Source organism: Streptomyces sp. NPDC107522 (assembly GCF_055657525.1).
The window spans coordinates 105,605-130,354 of record NZ_JBVKAU010000010.1 but is presented as its reverse complement, the minus strand read 5'-3'; the positions used below and the strand labels follow the sequence as shown (position 1 = coordinate 130,354).

Here is a 24,750-nt window from a genome sequence, read left to right as displayed (position 1 = left end):
GAGGCCGGTCCGGGCCTGTGGACAACTCACCCGCTGTGGACAACTCCGTCACCCGTGGGCCATTTCACGCCTGTGGACAACCGCGCGACACGTCCGGGACGCGTGAGGCAGTATGGCCCGCGATGCGCAGAGGACTCGTACACGTACTCGCTTGGTCGCTCGCCACGGGCGCGGCGGTCACGCTGTCGTGGTGGGGTGTCCACACGGTGATGGCGGGCACGGTGTACGACCGGCCGCGCGCCCTGCCCATCACCGCGGCCGACGCGACCACGCAGGAGTCGAAGCCGCTGGCGTCGTCGACGAACCGGCCGACCCCGTCGAAGAGTCCCTCGCCCTCCTCCCCGAAGCCGACCGGGCAGCCCCGCACACCGGCCCCCTCGAAGCCGCCGGCGAAGAGCCCCAGCCCCTCTCCCACCAGGTCCGGGCAGGTCAAGAGCTACGACACCGACGGCGGCCGCGTGGTCTTCGACATCGGCGAGAGCTCCGCGGCGCTGGTCTCGGCCACTCCGGGCGCGGGCTGGTCGATGCAGGTGTGGAAGACGGAGACGTGGATCCGGGTGGAGTTCGGCTCGGGCGCGGACCGGGTGTCGGTGTTCTGCACCTGGCATGACGGGCCGCCGCGGGTGGAGATCGGGAACTACTGACCCGACCCGCGCGCCCTCACCGGAACACGGACGCGGGCGGAGCCGGGGAGGCCACCGCCGCAAGGTCGGTCACGGGGACGGCCCCGCCGGTGAAATCGGTGAGCGCCTTGCCGTGCTCGACGCGGGCCGGATGGGGGTCGGAGGCGGCGCGGCGGGTCAGTTCGGCGAGCGGGAGCGGGCCGTCGGAGGCGACGAGGACGGCGTTGCCGAAGCGTTTGCCGCGCAGTACGGCCGGGTCGGCGACCAGGGCGAGTTCCGCGAAGCGGTCGGCGACGGTGGCGATCTGACCGCGCAGATGCGCGAGGGGAGGTCCGTCGGCGAGGTTGGCGGCGTAGACGCCGCCGGGCCTGAGGGTTCTGCGTACGTCGTCGAGGAACTCCGTCGAGGTCAGGTGGGCGGGCGTACGGGCCCCGCTGAAGACGTCGGCGATGACGAGGTCGGCCCACGCGTCGGGCACCTTGGCGAGTCCGTCCCGGGCGTCCATCGACCGCACCCGGATCCGGGCGTTCGGATCCAACGGCAGCTCGCGCCTGACCAGTTGGACGAGGGTGGCGTCCCGCTCGACGACCTGCTGGGTGGAGCGGGGGCGGGTGGCGGCGACGTACCGGGCGAGCGTGAACGCACCGCCGCCGAGGTGGACGGCGTGGACGGGCTTGCCGGGCGGGGCGACGAGGTCGATGACGTGCCCCAGGCGCCGCTGGTACTCGAAGGAGAGGTACGCCGGGTCGTCCAGATCGACGTGCGACTGAGGAGCCCCGTCGATGAGGAGCGTCCAGGCCCTCGCCCGCTCCCGGTCGGGTATCAGCTCGGCGAGCCCACCGTCGACGCGCTCGACGACGGCTTCCGCTGCGGCCGGCCGACGCCGGGCGTTCCTGGACCTTCCCATTGGGTCATTGTCGCAAGCGCGAGACGGTGCCGCCCGGGCAGACGGGGCAACGGCAGTTCCCGGGCGGACAAGGCCGCGGCAGATCCCGGGCGACCACATCAGCGCCAGTTCCGGCAACCGGTCAGCGGCAGTTGTCCGCGGCCTCGATCAACCGTGCCGCCTCCCCCAGCGCGGCCCGCAGCGCCGCGGGATCCGTCGCCAGGTCCGCCTCGCCGGGCGGCAGCAGCCAGTCCGAGCCCTCGACCGGCGGCTCGGGGTCCGGGTCCAGGTTCAGGCTCAGCCCCCGGCCGTCGGTCTCCGTACAGGTGCTGCCCGGGACGTCCCAGGCGGCCGCCGTGCCCGGCGGGACCACGAAGCCCAGCGTGTCGCCACCGTCGTCGTGCAGAACGGGCCCCACCGCGTCCCCGGCCCCGCGCCGCAGGATGTCGACCGCCTCCAGCCCCTGCCGCGCCGGAACCGTCACCACGTCGCAGCCCGCACCCGGCGGCTCGCTGCACTCTGCGGTCGGCGCATGCCCCGCCGCGGTCGACGGCGCATGAGGAACGATGCTCTGGCTGGTCTCCATCTCGACCTCCACCACGGAACCCCTTTTGCAGTCCGAAGAGTTCAACGCGGCGCGGCGTCAACGGCTACGGCGGAAGTCAGCCGCAAAGGATGGCAGTTCATGGCAGATCCCGTATGAGATATCCGGTTTGTAGCCAAACCCTGCGTCGCGGGTTCGCTACAGCAGGTACGTTCTTGCCCGCCGGAGACAAGGGCACAGACGGATTTTTCGGTCCAACTCGTCCTCGCTCCGGCATGGTTCGACGGTTCGCACGAGAGGACCCGGCCATGGCGTCGTCAGAGCTGACCTCGTCCCCGCCCCCCAGGCCGCCGCGGCCGAATCTCGCGTTCCGGCAGTTGCGCGGACAGCGCTCGCCGGCCGAGTTCGCCGCTGCGGTACGACGGGCCGCCCGCGAGATCGGCGAGCGGGTCAGCTGTGACGCGCGGTACGTCGGCCGGGTCGAGGCCGGCGAGATCCGCTGCCCCAACTACGCGTACGAACGGGTGTTCCTGCACATGTTCCCCGGCCGCACGCTCGCCGACCTCGGCTTCGCGCCCCGCTCGTCCGTACGCGGACGCCGGGCGCGCACCGACGAGGACACGCCCCCCATGCACACCACGATCCCGGCGCACGCCTCAAGTGAGACGAGGGGGACCCGGGAGCCGTATGACCCACTGAACCCTCAGGACCCGTACGACCCGAACGACCCGTTCGGCACACAGCAGAACCACCAGAACCACGAGATCCACGAGGAGAGCGACGTGCTGCGTCGCGCATTCATGACCGGCGGCGCCACGGTGGCCGCCGCCTCGCTGAGCCCTCTGGGGCTCGCCTTCGACGCCGCGGCCGCGGAGCGTCCCGTCCGACGTGTCGGGGGCCGCGAGGCGGACGCGCTCGAAGAGGCCGTACGCCGCATCCGGCTGCTCGACGACCGGCACGGCGCCGACGGCCTCTACCGGCGCGCGGCCACCCCGCTGCGCGCCGCCTACGCGCTGCTCGACGCCGGTACGACCCGGCAGGCGGTCGGCGACCGGCTGCACTCGGGCGCGGGGGAACTGGCCATCTCGGTGGGGTGGCTGGCGCACGACTCGGGGCGGTTCGACGACGCGCGCTCGCACTACGCGGAGGCGCTGGCGACGGCCCGGATGGCCGGGGACGCGGCCCTCGAGGCGCACGCCTTCTGCAATACGTCCTTCCTCGCGCGGGACGCGGGCCGGCCCCGCGAGGCGGTGCGGGCGGCGCAGGCCGCGCAACGCGTCGCCCGTCCTCTGGGCTCCCCCCGCCTGATGTCCCTGCTCGCGCTGCGCGAGGCGGGCGGCTGGGCGGGGCTCGCCGACCGCACCGGCTGCGAACAGGCCCTCGTGCGCGCGCAGGCCCTCTTCGAGCGGGGCCACTCGGACGCCGACCCCGAGTGGATGAGCTTCTACGGCGAGGCCGAGCTGGAGGTCCTGGAGGCGCAGTGCTGGTCGACGCTGGGCAACTGGCAGCGGGCGGCGCGGCATGCCGGGCGGGCGGCGCAGCTCCAGGATCCGCACTTCACTCGCAACATCGCGCTGTACACGGCGGAGCTGGCGGACGACCTGGCGCGGGGCGGGCGTCCTGACGAGGCTGCCGCTGCGGGGATGCGGGTGCTGGATCTGCTGGACCAGGTGCAGTCGTCGCGGGTGCAGACGATGCTGGCGGGGACGGCGCGGGTGCTGTTGCCGCATCGGCGGGCGAGCGGGGTGTCGGCGTTCTTGGAGCGGCATGCTTCGGTGCCGCGGGCGGTGTGAAGTCACGCAGCCTGCGGGCAGTCGTGCCGCTGTGGCGGCTCCTGACCCAGAGAAGGGCGGCACCCCGCGAGCGCGGGCGAGCGATCCAACCCGCGCGCCGGCACCAACGCCGGGCATCAAACAGCTATCCGGCCAGATGTCCGAGGTCGTTCCAGCTCTCGATCGCCGGCTCCCCGTAAGCCCAGCCCAGTACCGACAGCGACGTCGGGTTCAGGCGGATGCGGGCCGCGAAGTCGAGTGGCAGGCCCAGCCAGCGCGCGCCTATGGACCGGAGTATGTGCCCGTGCGCGAACACCAGCACATCCCGGTCCTCCTCGCGCGCCCACGCCACCACCTCGTCGGCCCGGGCCGTCACCTCGGACAGGCTCTCGCCCTCGGGCACGCCGTCGCGCCAGATGAGCCAGCCGGGCCGCACGGCCTGGATGTCCGCCGGTGTCATGCCCTCGTAGGCGCCGTAGTCCCACTCCATGAGCGTGTCCCAGGCACGCGCGCGTTCACCGAAGCCAGCGAGTTCGCACGTCTCACGCGCGCGTGAGAGAGGGCTGGTGCGCACCTCGACACCGGCCAGCCCGCCGTACGGCGGCCGGTGCAGACGCTCGCCCAGCAGCTTCGCGCCCCGTCGGCCCTCCTCCAGGAGCGGCACATCGGTCCTGCCCGTGTGCTTGCCGGACAGCGACCATTCCGTCTGTCCGTGCCGGGCCAGCAGGATGCGCGGAGCCATGAAGGGGCCTTTCCGGGAGAAATGAGAGGCGGAGCACGTCCATCATCGCGCACGCTGTTCGAGGGCAACCCCGGGGGCGATCTCTGCGTCTTGAGGGCCGGGGCGCCCGACGGGGGCGCGCGCGTACACCGTAAAGTGGCACGACCGGTCCACCGGGCGCCGTGACGAGAAGGGGGAGGCGATCGGATGCCGCACGCCGACATAGCTGGCGTGGAGGCGACGCCGCGGACCCGCCTGCGCTGGTGGACCGAGCTGCCGCTGATACTCCTGGTCTACGCCTGCTACTCGGCGGGCCGACTCCTCGCCCGGGGCGATGTCAGCCACGCCGTGGACCACGGCCTGGCGATCCTGGACATCGAAAAGGCCCTGCACCTCAACGCGGAGCACCCTCTCAACCGTCTCTTCACCCGCGAGCCCTGGCTGGGCGTCCCGGCCGACTTCTGGTACGCGTCGCTGCACTACCTGGTCACGCCCGCCCTCCTCGTCTGGCTCTTCAGATCGCGCACCGTGCACTACCGCGCGGCCCGCACCTGGCTGATGACGTCTACCTTCATCGGCCTGATCGGCTTCACCCTGCTGCCCACCTGCCCGCCCCGGCTGCTGGACGGCAGCTACGGCTTCGTGGACACGATGGCCCAGTACAGCTCGTACGGCTGGTGGGGCGGCGAGGCGAGCGCTCCCCGGGGCATGGGCGGCATGACGAACCAGTACGCGGCCATGCCGAGCCTGCACGTCGGCTGGGCGCTGTGGTGCGGAGTGATGCTGTGGCGGTACGGCGGGACGCGACTGGCGAAGGCGGCGGCCGTCGCCTATCCCCTGATCACCACCATCGTGGTGATGGGCACCGCCAACCACTACTTCCTCGACGCGGCCGCGGGCGCCGCCGTGATGGGCGTCGGGCTGCTCCTCGCGCCGGTCGTCATGCGGACCGCCGACCGGGCTCGGGCCCGGTTCGGGGTGCGGACCGCGCCGGTCGCGACGGCCGGCACGGCCTCCGGCGGCACGCTCGCGACGGTCTCCGGCGGCACCGTCCCGATGGGCTCTGCCGACGCAACTTCCTCAATTGTCAGTGGCGGATGCCAGACTTCCGCGGGTGAGCGAATTCCACGGCAGCGCGAGTCCCGGGTCGGATCCGGAGCCGAGCCGAGTGCCTCTCCCCAGGACGCGGGGGACGGCGCTCCGGCACCGGCTCGCTGAGCTGCGCGGTCCCGACGTACCGGCCAAGGCGCTCGACGCGCGCGCCCTGGCCGCCCTCGCCGCCAACCCCGGCTGCAAGCGGCGCGCGATCCTGGACGGCGCCGGGGTGAACAAGGCGGCACTGGCGAGCGCGCTGGGCTCGCCGTCGGTGTTCGGGCAGTCGCAGTTCGCCTTCACGCGCGGCAACGCCTTCGAGGCCAAGGTCAAGGCGGACGGCGGCGCCGAACTGCTGCGGCTGGTGCACGAGAAGCTCGACCGCAGAGCCGAACCACCCGCCCACGCGCGCGTGCCCGAACTCGCCGCGATCGGCCCCGAGGGACGCACGGCCCGTACGGCACTGGCGCTGCGCGAGGCCACCGAGGCGCGCGGCGAGTGGACCCTGCTCGACCACCCGATGCTCGCCCTGGACGTCGCCGGATCGCCCGCCTTCCTGGAGCCGGACGCGGTCGTCGTGCACCCGGACGGCAGCTGGACGGTCGTGGAGATCAAGTCCTTCCCCATGCTGGACGGCTCGGCGGACCCGGCGAAGGTGGGCGCCGCGGCACGTCAGGCAGCGGTGTACGTGCTGGCGCTGGAGCAGATCGCCGACCGCCTGGGCGACGGCGACGCCGCCCCGCGCGTGCGCCACCGGATCCTCCTCGTCTGCCCCAAGGACTTCTCCAACCTGCCCACCGCCTCGGCCGTCGACATCCGCAAGCAGCGCGCGGTGACCGCCCGCCAGCTGGCCCGCCTCACCCGCATCGAGGACATCGCCGACACGCTCCCCGCCGGCACCTGCTTCTCCCCCGACCTGCCCGCCGCAGACCTGACGGCCGCCGTCGAGTCCGTCCCGGCGACGTACGCGCCCGAGTGCCTGTCCGCCTGCGAGCTGGCCTTCCACTGCCGCGCCCGCTCCCGCGAGTCCGGCGCGGTGACATCGCTGGGCCGTTCGGTACGGGCCGAGCTGGGCGGCCTGACGACCGTGGAAGACGTCCTGTCGGCGGCCCGCGGCGATTCAGGCGACCCCGACGATCCGGCGGTGGCCGCCCTGCGCAGGGCGGCACGACTGCGCGCCGAGGCCCTCGGCCGGGAAGCCCAGGCTCACGGGCAGGACGTCACGGCCCGCGACCCGGAGGCGGTGGCCCCGTGTCACTGATCTCCACCCTCGCCCGCATGGAGGCGGTCAGCACCGGCCGCGCCCAGCCCGCCGCCACCGTCCGCCACCGGCACCTGTCCGACCGCCCCCTGGTCTTCGTGCCGCTCACCACCGCCGGTGAGGCCGGCGCCCCGCTCGGCGCGCTGGTCGGCACCGACCGGGACGCCCCGCACCTGCTGGTCGTACCGCAGCCCCGCGACCGCGATCTCAGGTTCGCGTTCCTGTCCGAACTGGCGGACGTCGTCCTGCCGTACATCGACACGTACGCCGACGACGTCGAGGCGGCCGAGCGCAACGAGACCGATCCGGAGACCGGCAAGCGGGTCAAGGTCGAGTTCGAGCTGTGCGCGGACGCCCCGCAGCTGATCGTGCCGAGCCGCGCGGGCGTCGACTTCGTACGGCTCCTGGGCCGCTCCATGCGCTTCAGGCGTACGGCGGAACAGGACCCCGAGGCCCCCTACCCCGCGCCCCCGCGCGTGCCGTTGCTCGGCCGCTGGCTGACCCACTTCGGCGAGCGGGCCCGCGTGCCCGGCTCCTCGCTGCTGCTGGCCATGACCGACGTACTGGCCCGGCACTGGGCGACCGGCCAGTCCACTCTGGAGGACCAGCACCTGGGCGCACTGCTCGCGTGGATCGACCCCCCGGAGGGCGAGACGGGCGCCGAGGCGGCCCTGCGCGCGGAACTCGCACGCGACCGGGAGGGCCAGCTGCTGTGCCCGCCCGCCGGTCCCGCCACCGACCCGGCGTTCGACAACAAGCTGCTGGCCCCCGCCATCGAGCGCTACGACCGCGCGCGTACGGCCCTCGCCGCCGCCGAGGACGGTCTTCAGGCCGACGACCGGCTCGGCGACCTCACCGCCGCCGAGCGGGAGATCCGCGCCCTCGTCGAGAGCCGGACCCGCCCCACCTGGGACGCGGTGTGGCGCGGCCTCGACCTGCTGCGGGAGCTGCCCGAGGCCGGGCGGGTCGAGGAGCGGTGGACCCGCGACCGCTGGTCGTTCACCGGTCACCGCGACCGCGTCCTCGCCGGTGAGCCCCCGCAGCCGCGCCGCGACGACGCGGTCACCGCCGCGAACAAGCTCGCCGCGCGCGAGCGCGAGCAGGCCCGCCTGGAGGCGCAGGAGGCCCTCGACGACCCGCTGGTCATGGCGGGGCGGCGACTGGCCGGGGAGGCGTTCGCGGGTGAGGTCACCGAGGTCGTCATGGCGTACAGCGAGGGCAAGCGGCCGAGCCCGCGCCCGCTGGTCACCGTCCGCACGGACGACCGGCCGCATCTGGGCGAGCGGGCCAAGGTGTACCGGTCGCTGGGCGGGAAGCCGCAGTCGGCGGAGTTCGTCGGCTACGAGGAAGCCCCGGACGACGGGGGCGCACTGCTGGTGTTGCGGGTGCTCGACAAGATGGGCCGCGGAAAGGAACCGGAGGACGGATCCGTGCCCGAGAAGGGCGACCTGATCTGCTTCACGCTCTTCGAGCACGAGCAGCGGGGCGGCGCGAAGCTGCCCGACCCGGAGGAGACGCCGTGGACGCACGGCGGACCGCCCGGGGAGCAGGTCTCCGAGGCCGCCGACCCGCTGACCGAGGAGGACGTCCTGTGACCGGCGTGTTCGACCCGGGCGCGGCGGCGGCCGAGGCCACCGACGCGATCCTCGCCGACACCCTGCACGGCACCGCGCGCGGTGTCGTCGTCGACTCCCCGCCCGGTGCCGGCAAGTCCACGCTCGTCGTTCGCGCGGCCCTGGAACTGGCCGATGCCGGACGCCCGTTGATGGTCGTCGCGCAGACCAACGCCCAGGTCGACGACCTGGTGCTCAGGCTCGCCGAGAAGAACCCCGAGCTGCCGGTGGGCCGCTTGCACAGCAGCGACGCCGACCCGTACGACAAGGCGCTGGACGACCTGCCGAACGTACGGAAGTCGGCGAAGGCGGCGGAGCTGACCGGCCTCCCGGTGGTCCTCTCCACGGCGGCCAAGTGGGCGCACGTCAAGGTCGACGAGCCCTGGCGGCACGCGATCGTGGACGAGGCGTACCAGATGCGCTCGGACTCGCTGCTCGCGGTGGCCGGGCTGTTCGAGCGGGCGCTGTTCGTGGGCGACCCGGGTCAGCTGGACCCGTTCGCGATCGTGGGCAGCGAGCAGTGGGCCGGGCTGTCGTACGACCCCTCGGCGTCAGCCGTGACGACCCTCCTGGCCCACAACCCGGACCTGCCCCAGCACCGCCTGCCGGTGTCCTGGCGCCTCCCCGCGTCCGCCGCACCCCTGGTCTCCGACGCCTTCTACCCGTACACCCGGTTCCGCAGCGGCACGGACCACGGCGATCGCCACCTGTCCTTCGCGGTCCCCTCGGACGGCTCGGGCCCCGACCGGGTGATCGACGAGGCGGCGGAGTCGGGCTGGGGCCTGCTGGAGCTGCCCGCCCGGCACACCCCGCGCACGGACCCCGAGGCGGTACGCGCGGTGGCGACGGTCGTACGGCGCCTGCTGGACCGGGGCGGCGCGGCGACGTCGGAGCGCTCACCCGATCCCACGCCCCTCACCGCCGACCGGATCGCGGTCGGCACGGCCCACCGCGACCAGGCGGCGGCGGTGCGGGCCGCCTTGGCCGAGCTGGGCGTGACAGACGTCACCGTCGACACCGCGAACCGGCTGCAGGGCCGCGAGTACGACGTGACGGTCGTCCTGCACCCCCTCTCCGGCCGCCCCGACGCCACCGCCTTCCACCTGGAGACGGGCCGCCTGTGCGTCCTCGCCTCCCGCCACCGGCACGCATGCATCGTGGTGTGCCGGGCCGGGGTGAGCGAGTTGCTGGACGACTATCCGTCGACGGAGCCGGTGCAGCTGGGGACGCTGGTGAAGTTTCCCGATGGGTGGGAGGCGAATCACGCCGTGCTGGCGCGGCTTTCCGAACACCGGGTGGGGTGGCGGCCGTGAAGGAAACAGAACCCACGCAATCGACGCCGACTCCTACGCCGCCCCGCCCGCCGGACGGAGTCCGGCACGCCGCCGGAGGCGGCCATGAATACAGCCCCGATGAGTGGGAGGCCAACCACGCCGCGCTGGCGCGGCTCGCGGAGCATCGGGTGGGGTGGCGGCCGTGAACGGGCGGCGGGGTGGCGGGCCAGTGGAGCAACGTCCGATTGAGCTGCGTCATATGCCTACTTGCGCGGGCGCGGGACAATGGACGGTGGACCGGTCCGCAGGGGGCGCCGGTGAGCTACGAGATCGGTGACGTGCACCGGTGCGGTACATCGGTGACGTACGAGGAGGAAAAAGCATGGCGGAGCCCACGCCGCGTCCGAACGAACCGCGGCTACGCCCCGCGCCCCTGCTCTTCGAGCCCGCGCAGGTGGCCGCCGACCCGGAGCACTTCTTCGACCTGGAGTCGATCGACGACCCCCGCGCGCTGCTGGCCCGGGCGACCGAGCTGACGCAGGCGTTCAGGGCGGCGACGGACCGTGCGGTGGAGTTCCAGGCCATCGCCGCGGCCCAGCTGGCGGACCCCCGGCGGTTCGACCGGCTGACGCCCGCCGCCATCGCCGAGCAGGCCGAGTGGACCGAGGACTACGCCAAGAAGATGGTGGAGTTCGGCCGGGATCTGATGCGGGGGGTCGAGGGGCGGGGACACGTCGACCCGGTCTGACCGGGCGGGTACCTGTTGGGCATATGCCAGGCGGGCAAGATACGCCCTGCCACCCCGCCCTGTCCCAATTTCCGGGAACTCTGCGGAGCGAAGTGTTCACGGTCGGTAGATGTACCTGCCATGAGCAGCACACACGACGCCCCGTTCTCTCCCGCCTCCCTCACCGCGGACGGTGCCGCCTGGCTCGCCTCCGCAGAACCGTATCCGCGCAGCACCCGGGCGCTCTGGGACGAGCGGCCGGAGGCCCCCGTCGTCCTGGCCTGCGGTTCCGCCTTCGACGTCGTGAGCGCGCCCGCGATCTTCGGGCGCCGGATGGTCGACCAGCTGTGGGAGGAAGGCCCCGGATCGGGACCGGTGGCGATGTACCGGGGCCGGATGCTGCTGTTCGCCGCGCCCGGCACGGCCCAGCGGCTGCCGTCGCTGCTGCGGTGGGAGGAACTCGGCCGCGTGGGCGACGTACCGCCCCTCCTCTTCCACGGCACGGGAGACGCGGTGACCGTCCCGGCGCGGTCGGACGCCGCGAGCCGCTCCGCCTCCCGCTGGCTGGTCGCCCCGGACACGCGTAATCCCTGGTTACCGGGCCCCGAGATCCTGCTCTGGGCGGCCGTGCGGGCGGCTCGCGCGGCCGTTCGGATATCGATTTTTCCCCACGCCGACCAGGATGCTAATGTCTACGACGTCAGCAGGCGCCGCTAGCTCAGTTGGTTAGAGCAGCTGACTCTTAATCAGCGGGTCCGGGGTTCGAGTCCCTGGCGGCGCACAGACAGTGGAAGCCCCTCGCGGAAGCGGGGGGCTTTTCGCATGGAACCCGGCGCACGGAGATCACCGCCGTGCACGGGTACACCGCCGTGCACGGGTACACCGCCGTGCACGGGTACACCGCCGTGCACGGGTACACCGCCGCGCCTCGTACCACCGGGGCACACGACACCGCCGCCGGGCACAGCTGTCACACCCCCGGCCGGCCATCACCACCCAGCGCCCCGCCACCACCCAGCCAGCGCACCGCTCCCACCACCCAGCAACCCCGCCATACCACCAGCCCTGCCACCGCCACCACCAGGCGTACCGCCACCCCCCGGCGCACCGCCCACCCGCCACGCGACCCCCCACCCGGCGCGGGCGCTACCTCACCGTCGCGATCTTCACCGTCCACGCCCCCGATGCCGTACGCCCCTCCACCTCCACGCGCACGCCCTCCCCCGGCACCGTGAAGCTCTCCCCGAGCGCGACCGGCGCGTCCGCGAGCGGCGGATAGACCGACTCCTCCCAGCAGGCCTCGGTGCGCGGGTGGGCGTCGATCACCTCGACCGGGCCGCCCCCGGACTCGGTCCGGCTGCGCACCCGGTACACCAGGACACCCTGCCGGCAGGCCTGCACGTCGTTGCCCACGGGGCCGCGCACCTCGAAGGCCAGGGCGCTCTCGGGTCCGGTGCGGAGTACGGCGAGCTTGATGCCGTTGCCCAGCCCGAACCCCGGCACACCCCCGACCGAGCCGGATCCGCCGAATTCACCGGGCCCACCGAGCCCGCCTACCCCGCCGGAGCCACCGAACCCAGGCCCACCGAACCCGCCGGATCCACCGAACCCGCCGGATCCACCCAACCCGCCGGATCCACCGAATCCAGCGGACCCCCCGAATGCCCCACGCGCCCCGGCCGCGACGCCCGGCTGCACCGGCACGCCGGGTCCCACCGCCAGCGGCTCCAGCGTCAGCCGCACGCCCTCGGCCCGCGCCCCCTGCACGCACGCCACCTGCCGCGACTCCAGCCAACCCAGCTTCCACTTGTGCCAGCCGAACAGGTCCGGCGCCATCCCGAACTGGCTGCCCATCAGGTCCCAGTCACCGACGTACGTGTCCCAGTCCCCCTTGCCGTCCACCGGGCGGTGGTAGAGGTCCGGCAGGTCGAAGACGTGACCCGTCTCGTGGGCGAGGACCAGCCGGTCCGGCGGATGGTTCTCGAACACCGTGACGACGCGCCGGATGTCCGTACCGTCGGCCCGCAGCGGGGTGTCCAGGTTGACGACCTTCGTGGCGTCGGAGTCGACGCCGGGCGCGTCGGGGTCGGCGACGAAGTAGACGACGTCGTAGCGGGAGAAGTCCACCTCCGGGTCCGCCGCGGCCAGCGCGTCGCGCAGATAGGCGGCCCGGTGGGACATGTTCCAGTCGCGCTGTATGGCGTACGCCGTCGACGGGCGCGGCATCCGGAGCCAGTGCCGCAGCGGATGCGGGCGCAGGGTGAACCTGCCGTAGGAGGCGCGTTCGAAGAAGTGGGTGGTGAGCGGGAAGTGGTCGGCCGTCAGTTCGGCGGGTGTCGCCGCGGGGACCGAGTCCGGGAAGGACAGGAACACCATGACCGCGTCGAGTTGCCGGGCCGGGCGCGGATAGGCGGCGTTCCAGGTGTCGAGGCCCTCGGAGTGGTGGGCCTCGGTGCGTTCGAGGGCGCAGGGTGCCGTGTCGAAGGGTTCGGCGACCGAGGGCGCCGCGATCAGGGAGGTCGCGGCGAGCGCGGACATCGTGGTGAACACCGCGGCGACACTGCGCAGTCGGGGCCATTCCCGCAGCCGACCCATGCAGGGGAGCAGGGGGAACTGACGCGGCACGTGGACCTCCGGGTGCGGTTCGCGGGACACCGCACCCAGCCTGGGTCATATTGTCGTACTACGCCCTGTTTGCCTGCACCGGACGGGTGACAGGCCCGAGGAATCGCCAGAACCGACATCCCCGAATCGCTCACGGAACGTCACAACTGGTCGAGGGCTCGAAGAAGCCGTCCAGGTGCGGGCAGAAACGATCTGTCAGAAGGTCGGGTCAGGTGGGAACACTGAACAGTAGGTGGAAGGCCCCTGAACCAGCCTCTATGATCGGCACACTTTCCTGACACTTTCCTGCACGGACACGGCCTGGCGGCCGACCGCCCCCCGGCCGGCCATTCCGATGAGACCCATCCGAAGAACGAGTGCACTGCGGGAGCGAGCGGTGAGCGGAACGTCCGAAGGGCCGACGCCCGCGGCAGACCTCATCCGGCCAGCCGTCACAGAGAGTAACCTACAGCCATCGCCGGGTACCGGCGTGCCGCCCTACTCGTCCGCCTTCTCCGCCGCGCCCCTCGCCATGGCCGTGGTGAACCGCGAGGGCCTGGTCACCGGCGCCAACGCCGCCCTCGCCGACCTACTCGGCACGGCGCCCGGGGAGTTGGCCGGGGCGGTCGCCGCCGATCTGGTGGACCTGGCCTCCGACGCCCGTACTTGGCACGCGTACCTGGAGGTCCTGCGCGGCCGTCAGGCCAGACTGCGCTGCACACGCCGCCTCAAACACCCTGACGGGCACTCGCTGTGGGCCCATGTCACGGTCGCGCCCCTGCCCGGCGATGAGCACGGCGGCGTCCTGCTGTCCGTCGCCGACATCAGCGCCCACCGCGAACTCCAGGCGCGGCTGCGGCACTTGCAGATGCACGACCCGGTGACCCGGCTGCCCAACCGCACCCTGTTCTTCGAGCGCCTGTCGGCGGCGCTGGAGGAGGAGTCGTACGAGGAGAGCGGCACCACCGGCCGAATCGGCCTGTGCTACCTGGACCTTGACGGTTTCAAGGCGATCAACGACACCCTCGGCCACCGCGTCGGCGACAAGCTGCTGGCCGCCGTGGCCGAACGGCTCACGCGCTGCGCCGAGGAGGCGGGCTACGCCAGATCGAGCCCACCCCTGGTGGCCCGGCTCGGCGGTGACGAGTTCGCCCTGCTCGTCGAGGACTCGACCGGCACCGAGCAACTGGCCGACCTCGCCGAGTCGGTGCTCGAATCGCTGCGGGCGCCCTTCGACCTCTCCGGCCGGCGCCTGTCGGTGTCGGCGTCGATCGGTGTCGTGGAACGTCAGGCGAGCGGCACCACCCCCACCGCCCTGATGGCGGCCGCCGACACGACGCTGTACTGGGCGAAGGCCGACGGCAAGGACCGCTGGACGCTCTTCGACCCCGAACGCAACGCCCACCGCATGACCCGCCAGGCGCTCGCGTCCACCCTCCGCCCCGCCATCGACCGCGGCGAATTCGCTCTCGAATACCAGCCGTTGGTGAGCATGGAGGACGGGCTGCTGCGCGGCGTCGAGGCGCTCATCCGCTGGAATCATCCTCAGTTCGGCGTACTGGCGCCGAATCGGTTCATCGGACTGGCCGAGGAGGACGGCTCGATCGTGCCGCTCGGCCGCTGGATCCTGGCGACCGCCTGCCGTCAGGCGCGCGCATGGCAGGTGGCCCATCCCGACGAGCCGCCGATCTTCGTGAGCGTGAACGTGGCGGTACGTCAGGTCTGGGACTCCGACCTGGTGGCGGACGTGGCTCGCATTCTCGGCGAGACGGAACTCGCCCCGCACCTGCTTCAGTTGGAACTCACCGAATCGGCGGTGATGGGCTCGGCGGGAAGACCCCTCCAGGCCCTCCAGGCGCTCAGCGACATGGGCGTACGCATCGCGATCGACGACTTCGGCACCGGTTACTCGAACCTCGCCTACCTCAGCCGCCTGCCCGTCTCCGTCCTGAAGCTGGACGGCTCCTTCGTACGGGGCTTCCAGTACGAGAGCGACAACAACAGCGACAGCACCACCGCCCTCCCGCCGAACCCGGCCGACGAGGTCGTCGTCGAGGCGATGATCCAACTCGCCCATCGGCTGGGCCTGACGGTCACGGCCGAGTGCGTGGAGACGCTGGCGCAGGCGTCCCGGCTGCGCAGCATCGGCTGCGACACCGGCCAGGGATGGCTGTACTCGCGGCCGGTGCCGCCGGATCGTATCTCCGAGTTGCTGGGGGTGCGGGTGTGAGGGGTCTTCAGTCCGCGTCGGGCAACCCGTAGGCGTCCGCGATGAGTTCGTACGAGCGCAGGCGTATGTCCATGCCGGGGGCGTTGCTCGTGATCATCAACTCGTCGGCGCCGGTGCGCTTCTGGAGGTCGTCGAGGCCGGCGCGGACCTCGTCGGCGGTGCCGTGAACGACGTTGGCGTTCCAGGAGTCGGCGAACTCGCGCTCCAGCGGGGTGAATTCGTAGGCCTCGGCCTCCTCGGGGGTGGGGATGAGGCCGGGGCGGCCGGTGCGCAGGCGGATCATGCTGAGCGCGGCGGCCCTGACCTGGCGGCGGGCCTCCTTCTCCTCGTCCGTGGCGAGGGCGGACACGCCGATGAGGGCGTACGGCTCGTCGAGGACGGCGGAGGGCTGGAAGGACTCCCGGTACAGGTCCAGGGCCGGGACGGTGTTCCGTGCCGAGAAGTGGTGCGCGAAGGCGAAGGGCAGGCCGAGGACGGCGGCGAGGCGGGCGCTGAAGCCGGAGGAGCCGAGCAGCCAGATCGGGGGGCGGTGCGGGGACTGGACGCCGCCGGGTGACGTCGCCTGGACGGGGCCGGGGACGGCGTGGATACGGCGGTAGGGGTGACCGTCCGGGAAGTCGTCGTCGAGGAAGCGGGTGAGCTCGGCGAGCTGCTCGGGGAAGTCGTCGGCGCCTTCGTTGAGGTGGTCCGTGCGGCGCAGGGCGGCCGCTGTGGCGCCGTCCGTGCCGGGGGCGCGGCCGAGGCCGAGGTCGATACGGCCCGGGGCCATCGCCTCCAGGGTGCCGAACTGCTCCGCGATGACCAGTGGGGCGTGGTTGGGGAGCATCACGCCGCCGGACCCGAGGCGGATGCGGGTGGTGTGGGCGGCGAGGTGGGCGAGGATCACGGCAGGGGAGGAGGAGGCCACGCCCGGCATGGAGTGGTGTTCGGCGACCCAGTAGCGGTGGAAGCCGCGGGACTCCGCGAGGCGGGCCAGGGCGACGCTGGTGCGGAGGGCGTCGGTGGCGGTGTGGCCGGTGCTGACCGTGGCCAGGTCCAGTACGGAGAGGGGGACGGGGGCGGTGCCGTGGGTGGTGCCGCGGATCTCGTCGGCCTGGGTTTTGTCTGCCGCCACGGTGGGTGCCTCCTGGTGTGATGCCGTGCGCTGTCCTGCCCGGCGTTAACAGGAGGGGGGCTCCGGTTTATTCCCCACCGATCTTCCTCGCCCCCGCCGCCCCTACCCGTCCCTGGGGGCTGCCGCCCCCAGACCCCCGCTTCGGCCCTGAAGGGGCCTCGTCCTCAAACGCCGGACGGGCTGAAAAACCAGCCCCTCCGGCGTTTGAGGAGCGGGGGTCCAGGGGGCAGAGCCCCCTGGCGGGGTCGAAGGGGCTCCGCCCCTTCAAGGATGGGACGGGTAGGGGCGGCGGGGGCAAAAGAGCTCTACACCTGCACGATCGGTTCCTTCGTGAACAGGGACCCCAGTTCCGGCGCGTTCACCCGGCGGTCCGTCAGCCTCAGGGCCTCCCAGACCGTGACCTGGTTGGCGGTGAGGACCGGCTTGCCGACGTGTTGTTCCAGGGCGGGGAGGTAGGAGGCGGTGTGGAGGGCCGTGTCGGGGAGCAGGATCGCCTCCGCGTCGGGATGGTCCGCCTCCCTCGCCAGGGCGAACACTTCCTTCTCGCCCCAGGTCCCGACCTCCGCCGCGGTGATGATCCCCGAGCCGCGGACAGACACCACCTCCAGCCCCGCGGCACGCAGGAAGTCCGCGAAGAGCTCCGCCACGTCGTCGGGGTACGTCGCCCCGACCGCCACCCGCCGCACCCCGAGCTCCCGCACCGCGTGCACGAAGGCGAAGGACGTCGACGACGCCGGCATGCCCGCGGTGACTGCGAGGGTGCGCACCTGCTCATGGGCGCCCTCCCAGCCGTAGACGAAGCTGCCGGACGTGCATGCCCACACCACCGCCTCGGCGCCCGACAGCCGCAGCGCCTCCACGCCCGCCGCGAGGCGCTCGGCCGAGCCCATCCGGCGCAACGCGTCCACCCGGTGCGCGTCCTCGCCGATGTCGGTGTGCACCAGGTCGACCCGGATGTCGCTGGCCAGCAGTTGCTCGATGCGTGGGTAGTCGTCCTCGGCGGAGTGGCCCGGGTAGAGAAATCCGAGTGCGGTCATGTCAGCCTTTCTGCTGCTCGCTGCTGTTGCGCCTGCTGCTCGCTGCTCCTGCTGCTCGTGCTGCTGTTCCCACTGCTGTTCCTGCGCCTACTGCTGCTCCTGCTCAGGAACATCCGGTACATCCGGAAGCACGGGACCGCCCCGCGCCGCCGGATCGATCCGTGCCGCCGGATCGATCAGCGCCTGATACGGCCCCACCGCTCGGGTACCCAGTCGGCGCAGGGCCGCCCACATCGTGACCTGGTTGGCCGAGAGCACCGGTATGCGCAGCTCGGCCTCCAGTTGGGGGATCACGTCGTAGGTGGGGAGATTGGTGCAGCTGATGAACAGCGCGTCGGTGGCCCCCCGCACCGCCCTGCGCGCCATGTCGGCCACATCCCGGTACGGCACCTTCCAGATGTGCCGGGTCAGCCCCATGAACGCGCACCCGGTGACCAGGATCCCCGCCTGCGCCACGTAGTCCTCCAGCGCCCGCGTCACCGACACGGTGTACGGCGTCACCAGCGCCACCCGCCGTACGCCCAGCTCGGCGAGCGCCTCCAGCAGCGCCCCGGACGTGGTGACCGCCGGCACCGCCCCCGCCAGGGTCATCGCCGCGCACATCGCCCGCTCGCCCGCGATGCCGCCGACGAAGCTGCCGGACGTGCAGGCGTAGGCGACGACCTCCGGCGCGATCGCGGTGAGGGTGCGCACGCCGTCGCTCAGCGTCTCGTGCTCGCTGACCAGGCGGGCCAGATCGAGGCTGACCTCGACCGGAACGTACGGGGTACGGGTGAGGTGCAGGGACACCTCGTCCGGCACCCAGCGCCACAGCTCCCGGTCCAGCGCGAAGTCGAAGGGGGCGACCACGCCGACACCGCGCTGCGGACGGGGGCCGCCGAGGAAGGAGATGTCCATGGCGTCCATGGCAGGCACCGCCCTCACTAGGAGAAACAGGTGAGCAACGGACCGTACGTACGCCCGTGTTGACGAAGGTAGGTTCGGGTGCGAGCGTGGTCAAACCTCGCATGTCAGACGGCCATCCCTTCCAGTAAAACTCCGAGGAACACCCCTCGCACACTCCTGAGAGACGACCCGCGCACTGCCGAGAGACGACCCGCGCACTGCCGAGAAACAACCCCGCACACTCCCGAGAATCGGCCCCGCAGACTCCCGAACACCGGCCCCGCACACTCCCGAGATCGCCCCCGCACCCCCCGGAGAAGCGACCCGTATGACCTCTGCCGACCCCCCACCCACCCTCCTGGTCCTCGACGCCGACCCCCTCCCCCGCCTCGGCCGCCTCACCGGCCGCGCCCGCATCCAGCACGCGGACGAGTCGACCCTCGCCGAGCGGCTGCCCCATGCCGACGTGCTGCTGGTCTGGGACTTCACCTCGCATGCCGTGCGCCACGCCTGGCCCGGCGAGGGCCCGCGGCCGCGGTGGGTGCACACGGCGAGCGCGGGTGTGGACCACCTGATGTGCCCGGAGCTCACCGAGTCCGACACCGTGGTCACCAACGCGCGCGGGATCTTCGACGAGCCGATCGCCGAGTACGTCGCCGCGCTGGTCCTGGCGATGGCGAAGGACCTGCCGAGGACCCTGGAGCTGCAGCGCTCCCGCGAGTGGCGGCACCGCGAGGGGCAGCGTGTGGCCGGCACGCGCGCGTGCGTGGTCGGGTCCGGGCCCATCGGCCGTGCGATCGTCCGCACGCTCAAGGCCCTCGGCGTCACCACCGCGCTGGTCGGCCGGGTCCCGCGCACCGGCATCCACGGCCCCGACGACCTCGACCGGCTGATCGCACGCGCCGACTGGGTGATCTCGGCCGCACCGCTCACCGAGCAGACGCAGGGCATGTTCGACGCCCGCCGTTTCGGTGTCATGCAGCCGTCCGCCCGGTTCGTCAACGTCGGGCGCGGGCAGCTGGTGGTGGAGGAGGCGCTGGCCGAGGCCCTCGGCAAGCGGTGGATCGCGGGCGCGGCGCTGGATGTCTTCGAGCACGAGCCCCTCACCCCGGACAGCCCGTTGTGGGAGGTCCCGAACCTGATCGTGTCCCCGCACATGAGCGGGGACACCGTCGGCTGGCGCGATGAACTCGGCAGGCAGTTCGTGGAGTTGTACGAGCGATGGGAGGCGGGCAGACCGCTGCTGAACGTGGTCGACAAGCAGCGCGGGTACGTACCGGGACGCTGATATCCACGGCTGGAGGGCGACGCATGACGGATCTCACCGAACTGACCGCCGTACAACTCCTCGACGGCTACCGCAAAGGAGAGTTCAGCCCCCTCGACGCCACCCGAGCCGCCCTGGAGCGGGCCGAGCGGATCCAGCCGGAGGTCAACGCCTTCGTACGCCTCACCGCCGACGAGGCCCTCGCGCAGGCGGGCGAGTCGGCCGAGCGCTGGCGGCGCGGCGAACCGGCCGGTCTGCTCGACGGCGTTCCGGTCACGGTGAAGGACATCCTGCTGCTGCGCGGCGCACCTACGCTCCGCGGCTCGAAGACCATCTCCGAGGGCAGGAAGTGGGACGAGGACGCCCCGTCCGTGGCCCGTCTGCGCGCGCACGGCGCCGTCTTCCTCGGCAAGACGACCACGCCCGAGTTCGGCTGGAAGGGCGTCACCGACTCGCCCCTGTCCGGCGTGACCCGCAATCCGTACGACCCGACCCGCACCGCGGGCGGCTCCAGTGGCGGCGCGGCGGCGGCCGTGGCGCTCGGCGCGGGGCCGCTCGCGCTCGGCACGGACGGCGGCGGCAGTGTCCGTATCCCGGCGGCCTTCTGCGGCATCTTCGCCCTGAAGCCGACGTACGGCCGTGTCCCGCTCTACCCGGCCAGCGCCTTCGGCACCCTGGCGCACGTCGGCCCGATGACCCGTGACGCGGCCGACGCGGCCCTGCTCCTCGACGTCATCGGCGCCCCCGACTCCCGTGACTGGTCGGCGCTGCCGCCGCCGTCCGGTCCCTTCGCCTCCGCCCTGTCCGGCGGTGTGCACGGCCTGCGTGTCGCCTACTCGCCCTCCTTCGGCGGCCAGGTGGCGGTGCGTCCGGCGGTCGCGGCGGCGGTACGGCGGGCGGTGGAGCGGCTGGCGGGGCTGGGGGCGTACGTCGAGGAGACCGACCCCGACTTCACCGACCCGGTGGACGCCTTCCACACTCTGTGGTTCACCGGGGCGGCCCGCGTGACCCAGCATCTGGGGCTGCACCAGCGGGAGTTGCTCGACCCGGGCCTGAGGGAGATCTGCGACGCCGGGGCACGCCTGAGTGCCCTCGACTACCTGGCCGCGGTGGACGTCCGGATGGAACTCGGCCGCCGCATGGGCCGCTTCCACGACACCTACGACCTCCTGGTCACCCCGACCCTCCCCCTCACCGCCTTCGAGGCGGGCGCGGAGGTCCCCAAGGGCTCGGGGTATCGCAGGTGGACGGGCTGGACGCCGTTCACCTACCCCTTCAACCTGACCCAGCAGCCGGCGGCGACCGTCCCCGTCGGCGTGGACGGGGACGGCCTGCCGATCGGCCTCCAACTCGTGGCCGCCCGGCACCGGGACGAACTCGTCCTGCGGGCGGCGCACGCGCTGTACGAGGCCGAAGTCGCCGGGCTCACACCCTCCGGAAGCTGAGCGACTCCCCCAGGGCTCCCGACCGCCACAGGTCGTTGCAGCCCTGGGCCATCTCGTCCAGGCCCTCCACGACCTGGCCCCAGACGATGCCGGGCACCCAGCCCACGTCGCCGTTCAGGAGCAGGTTGTTGCGCTCGTAGAACAGGGCCAGGTCGACCACCGTGGTGCCGGGGCGGACCTCGCGGTCGTAGCCGTAGGACTTGGTGCCGAGCTCCGTGCCGGCGAAGGCGAAGTAGCAGAGGTCTCCGGGGATGGGGGTGACGGTCGGGTTCTCCAGCGGCGGCTCCGTTTCCGCGAAGGGCGGGAAGAGGGCGTAGATCTCGTTGCGGGCGTATTTGGCGTGGTAGACGTCGCCGGTCAGGGGCAGGGCGTCCCAGACGGCCGCGCAGGTGAGCGGGGCGCGGTCGTCCAGGAGTTTGGCCGTGCAGTGGATTCCCCGCTTGACCAGCGACACCTCGATGAACCGATCAGTCATGCATTCCAGGGTGCATACATCGCATGGTCTCGGGTAGCCGCGCCGCCATGGCTCCACCACTGGAACATGTCGAAACACATGTCGGACACAGATCGGGCACCCCTACACGCCGGTCGCTGCTCGCGGGGGTGGCGGCGCTCGGCGCGCTGGGCGCGGCGGGCTGCTCCCGCGTGGCCACGGCCTCCACGAAGGAGGGTGGCGAGCTGCTCGACCGGCTGCGCGCCGCCGGTGTCGTACGGCTCGGGATCGCCGGTGAGATTCCCTTCGGGTACATCGACAAGAACGGTGAACTCACCGGTGAGGCGCCCGAACTCGCCAAGGTCGTCTTCAAACGCCTCGGGGTGGACCGGGTGCAGCCCGTGCCCACCGAGTTCGGGTCGCTGATACCCGGCCTGAACTCCCAGCAGTTCGACGTCGTCGCCGCCGGGATGTACGTCAATCCCGAGCGCTGTGAGCAGGTCATCTTCTCCGACCCCGACTACCAGATGCTCGACTCCTTCATCGTGCGCAAGGGGAACCCGAAGGGGCTGCACGACTACAAGGACGTCGTCGAGAAGAAGGCCAAGTTCGCCACCGGGACCGGCTATGCGGAGATCCAGTACGCCGTCGAGGCGGGGTACAAGGAGAGCGACATCCTCATCGTGCCGGACCAGGTCGCGGGGCTGAACGCGGTCGAGGCGGGGCGCGTGGACGTCTTCGCCGGGACGGCGCTCACCACTCGCGAGGTCGTGAAGAAGTCCGCCAAGGCGGAGGCCACGAAGGCCTTCGCGCCCCTCGTCGGCGGCAAACCGCATGTCGACGGCGGCGCCTTCGCCTTCCGGCCGACCGAGACCAGGCTGCGGGACGCCTTCAACGTCGAGCTGCACAAGCTCAAGAAGAGCGGCGAGCTGTTCCGCATCCTCAAGCCCTTCGGCTTCACCGAGGCCGAGATGACCGACCTCACCGCGAAGGAGCTGTGCGGAGGGGGGACAGGCTGATGACCTCGGGACTCTGGGAACTCGTACTGCAAGGAATCTGGATCACCGTCCAGCTGCTGGTGCTGAGCGCACTGGTGGCGGCGGCGGTCGCCTTCGGGGTCGGCATGGCCCGCACCCACCGGCTGTGGATCGTCCGCTTCCTCGCGGGCTTCTACACCGAGGTGTTCCGCGGGACCTCCGCCCTGATCATGATCTTCTGGGTGTTCTTCGTGCTGCCGGTCGCCTTCGGCTGGCAACTGGTCCCGCTGTGGGCCGGCACGCTCGCGCTCGGACTGACCTACGGGGCGTACGGCGCCGAGATCGTGCGCGGCGCCCTGAACTCCGTCGACCCGGCGCAGCGCGAGGGCGGGATCGCGCTCAGCTTCACGCCGTGGCAGCGGATGCGGCTGATCCTGCTGCCGCAGGCGGTGCCGGAGATGATCCCCTCCTTCACCAACCTCCTGGTGGAGCTGCTCAAGGGCACGGCGCTGGTGTCCGTCATGGGCATGGGCGACCTGGCCTTCAGCGCCAACCTGGTGCGGCTCGCGCTGCAGGAGAGCGCGGAGATCTACACCTACGTCCTGCTGATCTACTTCGTCATCGCCTTCCTCCTCACGCGGGGAATGCGTGGACTGGAACGCAAGCTCAAGGCCGGTGTCGGCAAGTCCGTCGGGCGCACGCCCGAGCAGGAGCTGCGCCGCCCTGAGACGACCGGCGTGGGCGCGGGAGGTGCTCTCGGATGACCTGGGACTGGGGCGCTGTCGCCGACTTCATGCCACGCTTCTGGGACGGGCTGCTGCTCACCCTGCAGATCCTGGCCCTCGGCTCGCTGATCTCGTTCGCGCTGGGCCTGGTGTGGGCGCTGCTGATGCGGACGCCGACGCGCTGGGTGCGCTGGCCGGTCGGGGTGGTCACGGAGTTCATCCGCAACACCCCGCTGCTGGTGCAGCTGTTCTTCCTCTTCTACGTGCTGCCCGAGTGGGGCGTCACGGCCTCGGCACTGACCACCGGCGTCTTCGCGATCGGGCTGCACTACTCGACGTACACGATGCAGGTCTACCGCGCCGGCATCGAGGCGGTGCCGGCCGGCCAGTGGGAGGCCGCGACGGCACTGAACCTGCCGGTCACCAGGACCTGGCGGGTGGTGATCCTGCCGCAGGCGATCCGCCGGGTCGTGCCGGCGCTCGGCAACTACGTCATCGCGATGCTCAAGGACACCCCGATCCTGATGACGATCACGGTCATGGAGATGCTCGGCGAGGCGCGGCTGTTCGCGCAGGAGAACTTCCAGTTCACCGAGCCCCTGACGGTCATCGGCGTGGCCTTCGTCTTCATCGCCTATCCGGCCTCCCTTCTCGTACGAGCCCTGGAGCGACGCCTTGTCAGCTGACACCCCTCTGATGAAAGAACCCGACGCGAGCGCCAACCCTCCGGTGGACGGCGGCGAACTGATCCGCTTCGACAACGTCACCAAGCGCTTCGGATCCAACACGGTGCTCGACCGGCTCGACTTCTCCGTCGCGTCCGGCAAGCACGTCACCCTGATCGGCCCGTCCGGCTCCGGCAAGACGACGATCCTGCGGCTTCTGATGACCCTGGCCAAGCCCGACGAGGGCACGATCACGGTCGCCGGGGAGCAGCTCTTCCCCGCCCCGGAGAAGCAGGTGCGTGAGGTCCGTAAGAAGATCGGGATGGTGTTCCAGCAGTTCAACCTGTTCCCGAACATGACCGTGCTGCGCAACATCACCGAGGCCCCGGTCACCGTCCTCGGGCTGTCCAAGGACGAGGCGGACGCGCGCGCCCGTGAACTGCTGGAGATGGTGGGCCTCGCCGACAAGTGCGACGCCCGCCCGACCCAGCTGTCCGGCGGCCAGCAGCAGCGGGTGGCGATCGCCCGGGCACTGGCCATGCGGCCGCAGGTGCTGCTGCTCGACGAGGTGACCTCGGCCCTGGACCCCGAGCTGGTCGCGGGCGTCCTGGACGTGCTGCGGGACATCGCCCGCAGCACCGACATCACCATGCTCTGTGTGACCCACGAGATGAACTTCGCCCGGGACATCTCGGACCAGGTCCTGATGTTCGACTCCGGGCGGGTCATCGAGGCCGGCTCGCCGGAGAAGATCTTCAACGACCCCGAGAACGACCGCACCCGGGAGTTTCTCAGCGCGGTGCTGTGACGACCCCTCCCGGAGCATGCTCCTGGCATATGCCAGAGTGCTAGAAC

The 24,750-nt window shown here is 71.9% G+C and carries 23 protein-coding genes and 1 tRNA gene; 16 read left to right on the top strand and 8 right to left on the bottom strand.

Going from position 1 to position 24,750, the window contains the following annotated elements; all coding sequences use genetic code 11:
* Positions 1 to 122: 122 nt before the first annotated feature.
* On the top strand, positions 123 to 644 hold the full coding sequence (locus tag ACZ7L6_RS28865; RefSeq protein WP_471928835.1) for a hypothetical protein: 522 nt from the start codon (positions 123 to 125) through the stop codon (positions 642 to 644).
* A gap of 16 nt (positions 645 to 660) precedes the next feature.
* Here ACZ7L6_RS28865 and ACZ7L6_RS28860 read toward each other — a convergent pair whose 3' ends face one another.
* Together ACZ7L6_RS28860 and ACZ7L6_RS28855 are read right to left on the bottom strand one after the other, a co-directional pair.
* Positions 661 to 1,530 carry a spermidine synthase gene (locus ACZ7L6_RS28860; protein WP_471928833.1) on the bottom strand — a complete coding sequence of 290 codons (870 nt, stop codon included), beginning with the start codon at positions 1,528 to 1,530 and terminating at the stop codon, positions 661 to 663.
* 121 nt (positions 1,531 to 1,651) lie between these two features.
* Entirely contained in the window at positions 1,652 to 2,095 is a 444-nt protein-coding gene (locus tag ACZ7L6_RS28855; RefSeq protein WP_471928831.1) for a hypothetical protein, read from the bottom strand.
* Positions 2,096 to 2,361: 266 nt separating this feature from the next.
* Between ACZ7L6_RS28855 and ACZ7L6_RS28850 the strand changes: the two genes are divergently transcribed.
* Positions 2,362 to 3,846 carry a hypothetical protein gene (locus tag ACZ7L6_RS28850; protein ID WP_471928829.1) on the top strand — a complete coding sequence of 495 codons (1,485 nt, stop codon included), beginning with the start codon at positions 2,362 to 2,364 and terminating at the stop codon, positions 3,844 to 3,846.
* 124 nt (positions 3,847 to 3,970) lie between these two features.
* On the opposite strand, the gene ACZ7L6_RS28845 is transcribed toward ACZ7L6_RS28850, so the two are convergent.
* On the bottom strand, positions 3,971 to 4,567 hold the full coding sequence (locus tag ACZ7L6_RS28845) for a histidine phosphatase family protein (RefSeq protein WP_471928827.1): 597 nt from the start codon (positions 4,565 to 4,567) through the stop codon (positions 3,971 to 3,973).
* 186 nt (positions 4,568 to 4,753) lie between these two features.
* Here ACZ7L6_RS28845 and ACZ7L6_RS28840 point away from each other — a divergent pair, with 186 nt between their 5' ends.
* The 7 genes from ACZ7L6_RS28840 (at position 4,754) to ACZ7L6_RS28810 (ending at position 11,294) form a co-directional block, all read left to right on the top strand.
* Positions 4,754 to 5,764 (top strand): phosphatase PAP2 family protein, encoded by a 1,011-nt coding sequence (locus ACZ7L6_RS28840; RefSeq protein WP_471928825.1) that lies wholly within the window; start codon positions 4,754 to 4,756, stop codon positions 5,762 to 5,764.
* Positions 5,715 to 6,899, top strand: coding sequence for a hypothetical protein (locus ACZ7L6_RS28835; protein WP_471928823.1), 1,185 nt, complete (start codon positions 5,715 to 5,717; stop codon positions 6,897 to 6,899). The genes ACZ7L6_RS28840 and ACZ7L6_RS28835 overlap by 50 nt, the downstream gene beginning before the upstream one ends.
* The gene (locus tag ACZ7L6_RS28830; protein WP_471928821.1) at positions 6,890 to 8,494 is read left to right on the top strand and encodes a hypothetical protein; all 1,605 of its coding nucleotides are present in this window, start codon (positions 6,890 to 6,892) and stop codon (positions 8,492 to 8,494) included. The genes ACZ7L6_RS28835 and ACZ7L6_RS28830 overlap by 10 nt, the downstream gene beginning before the upstream one ends.
* Positions 8,491 to 9,825 (top strand): AAA domain-containing protein, encoded by a 1,335-nt coding sequence (locus ACZ7L6_RS28825; RefSeq protein WP_471928819.1) that lies wholly within the window; start codon positions 8,491 to 8,493, stop codon positions 9,823 to 9,825. The genes ACZ7L6_RS28830 and ACZ7L6_RS28825 overlap by 4 nt, the downstream gene beginning before the upstream one ends.
* A 343-nt stretch (positions 9,826 to 10,168) precedes the next feature.
* Positions 10,169 to 10,534 (top strand): hypothetical protein, encoded by a 366-nt coding sequence (locus ACZ7L6_RS28820; protein ID WP_471928817.1) that lies wholly within the window; start codon positions 10,169 to 10,171, stop codon positions 10,532 to 10,534.
* A gap of 120 nt (positions 10,535 to 10,654) precedes the next feature.
* Positions 10,655 to 11,230, top strand: a complete 576-nt coding sequence (locus ACZ7L6_RS28815) for a bifunctional DNA primase/polymerase (protein WP_471928815.1) — start codon at positions 10,655 to 10,657, stop codon at positions 11,228 to 11,230.
* A tRNA-Lys gene (locus ACZ7L6_RS28810) sits at positions 11,221 to 11,294 on the top strand. Before ACZ7L6_RS28815 ends, ACZ7L6_RS28810 begins: the two co-directional genes overlap by 10 nt.
* Positions 11,295 to 11,659: 365 nt before the next feature.
* On the opposite strand, the gene ACZ7L6_RS28805 is transcribed toward ACZ7L6_RS28810, so the two are convergent.
* The gene (locus ACZ7L6_RS28805) at positions 11,660 to 13,168 is read right to left on the bottom strand and encodes a M6 family metalloprotease domain-containing protein (RefSeq protein WP_471928813.1); all 1,509 of its coding nucleotides are present in this window, start codon (positions 13,166 to 13,168) and stop codon (positions 11,660 to 11,662) included.
* A gap of 346 nt (positions 13,169 to 13,514) precedes the next feature.
* Between ACZ7L6_RS28805 and ACZ7L6_RS28800 the strand changes: the two genes are divergently transcribed.
* Positions 13,515 to 15,347 (top strand): putative bifunctional diguanylate cyclase/phosphodiesterase, encoded by a 1,833-nt coding sequence (locus ACZ7L6_RS28800; protein ID WP_471928811.1) that lies wholly within the window; start codon positions 13,515 to 13,517, stop codon positions 15,345 to 15,347.
* Between the two features lie 7 nt (positions 15,348 to 15,354).
* On the opposite strand, the gene ACZ7L6_RS28795 is transcribed toward ACZ7L6_RS28800, so the two are convergent.
* The 3 genes from ACZ7L6_RS28795 to ACZ7L6_RS28785 form a co-directional block, all read right to left on the bottom strand.
* Entirely contained in the window at positions 15,355 to 16,461 is a 1,107-nt protein-coding gene (locus ACZ7L6_RS28795; RefSeq protein ID WP_471928809.1) for an LLM class flavin-dependent oxidoreductase, read from the bottom strand.
* A gap of 305 nt (positions 16,462 to 16,766) precedes the next feature.
* Positions 16,767 to 17,498 (bottom strand): maleate cis-trans isomerase family protein, encoded by a 732-nt coding sequence (locus ACZ7L6_RS28790; protein ID WP_471928807.1) that lies wholly within the window; start codon positions 17,496 to 17,498, stop codon positions 16,767 to 16,769.
* Between the two features lie 87 nt (positions 17,499 to 17,585).
* A complete protein-coding gene (locus ACZ7L6_RS28785) occupies positions 17,586 to 18,395 on the bottom strand; it encodes a maleate cis-trans isomerase family protein (protein ID WP_471929065.1) in 810 nt (269 codons plus the stop codon).
* 316 nt (positions 18,396 to 18,711) lie between these two features.
* Here ACZ7L6_RS28785 and ACZ7L6_RS28780 point away from each other — a divergent pair, with 316 nt between their 5' ends.
* Both ACZ7L6_RS28780 and ACZ7L6_RS28775 read left to right on the top strand, forming a co-directional pair.
* Positions 18,712 to 19,671 (top strand): D-2-hydroxyacid dehydrogenase, encoded by a 960-nt coding sequence (locus ACZ7L6_RS28780; RefSeq protein WP_471928805.1) that lies wholly within the window; start codon positions 18,712 to 18,714, stop codon positions 19,669 to 19,671.
* A gap of 23 nt (positions 19,672 to 19,694) precedes the next feature.
* Positions 19,695 to 21,095: an amidase gene (locus tag ACZ7L6_RS28775; RefSeq protein ID WP_471928803.1), complete on the top strand. Its 1,401-nt coding sequence runs from the start codon at positions 19,695 to 19,697 to the stop codon at positions 21,093 to 21,095.
* Here ACZ7L6_RS28775 and ACZ7L6_RS28770 read toward each other — a convergent pair.
* A complete protein-coding gene (locus ACZ7L6_RS28770; protein WP_471928801.1) occupies positions 21,076 to 21,570 on the bottom strand; it encodes a DUF3830 family protein in 495 nt (164 codons plus the stop codon). The genes ACZ7L6_RS28775 and ACZ7L6_RS28770 overlap by 20 nt on opposite strands.
* 47 nt (positions 21,571 to 21,617) lie before the next feature.
* Between ACZ7L6_RS28770 and ehuB the strand changes: the two genes are divergently transcribed.
* Genes ehuB through ehuA form a run of 4 tightly spaced genes read left to right on the top strand, consistent with a single transcriptional unit; the run spans position 21,618 to position 24,703 of the window.
* The gene (ehuB, locus tag ACZ7L6_RS28765) at positions 21,618 to 22,547 is read left to right on the top strand and encodes an ectoine/hydroxyectoine ABC transporter substrate-binding protein EhuB (protein ID WP_471928799.1); all 930 of its coding nucleotides are present in this window, start codon (positions 21,618 to 21,620) and stop codon (positions 22,545 to 22,547) included.
* Entirely contained in the window at positions 22,547 to 23,269 is a 723-nt protein-coding gene (gene ehuC, locus ACZ7L6_RS28760) for an ectoine/hydroxyectoine ABC transporter permease subunit EhuC (protein ID WP_471928797.1), read from the top strand. Before ehuB ends, ehuC begins: the two co-directional genes overlap by 1 nt.
* Positions 23,266 to 23,916, top strand: coding sequence for an ectoine/hydroxyectoine ABC transporter permease subunit EhuD (ehuD, locus tag ACZ7L6_RS28755; protein WP_471928795.1), 651 nt, complete (start codon positions 23,266 to 23,268; stop codon positions 23,914 to 23,916). Before ehuC ends, ehuD begins: the two co-directional genes overlap by 4 nt.
* A gap of 10 nt (positions 23,917 to 23,926) precedes the next feature.
* Positions 23,927 to 24,703: an ectoine/hydroxyectoine ABC transporter ATP-binding protein EhuA gene (gene ehuA, locus ACZ7L6_RS28750; protein ID WP_471928793.1), complete on the top strand. Its 777-nt coding sequence runs from the start codon at positions 23,927 to 23,929 to the stop codon at positions 24,701 to 24,703.
* The last annotated feature ends 47 nt before the right edge of the window (positions 24,704 to 24,750 follow it).

Bases quoted from the DNA above. Each gene is read 5' to 3' on its own strand.
- ACZ7L6_RS28860 (WP_471928833.1), bottom strand. From the start codon at position 1,530: ATGGGAAGGTCCAGGAACGCCCGGCGTCGGCCGGCCGCAGCGGAAGCC.
- ACZ7L6_RS28840 (WP_471928825.1), top strand. From the start codon at position 4,754: ATGCCGCACGCCGACATAGCTGGCGTGGAGGCGACGCCGCGGACCCGC.
- ACZ7L6_RS28865 (WP_471928835.1), top strand. From the start codon at position 123: ATGCGCAGAGGACTCGTACACGTACTCGCTTGGTCGCTCGCCACGGGC.
- ACZ7L6_RS28790 (WP_471928807.1), bottom strand. From the start codon at position 17,498: ATGACCGCACTCGGATTTCTCTACCCGGGCCACTCCGCCGAGGACGAC.
- ACZ7L6_RS28770 (WP_471928801.1), bottom strand. From the start codon at position 21,570: ATGACTGATCGGTTCATCGAGGTGTCGCTGGTCAAGCGGGGAATCCAC.
- ehuD (WP_471928795.1), top strand. From the start codon at position 23,266: ATGACCTGGGACTGGGGCGCTGTCGCCGACTTCATGCCACGCTTCTGG.
- ACZ7L6_RS28845 (WP_471928827.1), bottom strand. From the start codon at position 4,567: ATGGCTCCGCGCATCCTGCTGGCCCGGCACGGACAGACGGAATGGTCG.
- ACZ7L6_RS28785 (WP_471929065.1), bottom strand. From the start codon at position 18,395: ATGGACATCTCCTTCCTCGGCGGCCCCCGTCCGCAGCGCGGTGTCGGC.
- ACZ7L6_RS28855 (WP_471928831.1), bottom strand. From the start codon at position 2,095: ATGGAGACCAGCCAGAGCATCGTTCCTCATGCGCCGTCGACCGCGGCG.
- ACZ7L6_RS28820 (WP_471928817.1), top strand. From the start codon at position 10,169: ATGGCGGAGCCCACGCCGCGTCCGAACGAACCGCGGCTACGCCCCGCG.
- ACZ7L6_RS28850 (WP_471928829.1), top strand. From the start codon at position 2,362: ATGGCGTCGTCAGAGCTGACCTCGTCCCCGCCCCCCAGGCCGCCGCGG.
- ehuA (WP_471928793.1), top strand. From the start codon at position 23,927: ATGAAAGAACCCGACGCGAGCGCCAACCCTCCGGTGGACGGCGGCGAA.
- ehuC (WP_471928797.1), top strand. From the start codon at position 22,547: ATGACCTCGGGACTCTGGGAACTCGTACTGCAAGGAATCTGGATCACC.
- ACZ7L6_RS28780 (WP_471928805.1), top strand. From the start codon at position 18,712: ATGACCTCTGCCGACCCCCCACCCACCCTCCTGGTCCTCGACGCCGAC.
- ehuB (WP_471928799.1), top strand. From the start codon at position 21,618: ATGGCTCCACCACTGGAACATGTCGAAACACATGTCGGACACAGATCG.
- ACZ7L6_RS28815 (WP_471928815.1), top strand. From the start codon at position 10,655: ATGAGCAGCACACACGACGCCCCGTTCTCTCCCGCCTCCCTCACCGCG.
- ACZ7L6_RS28775 (WP_471928803.1), top strand. From the start codon at position 19,695: ATGACGGATCTCACCGAACTGACCGCCGTACAACTCCTCGACGGCTAC.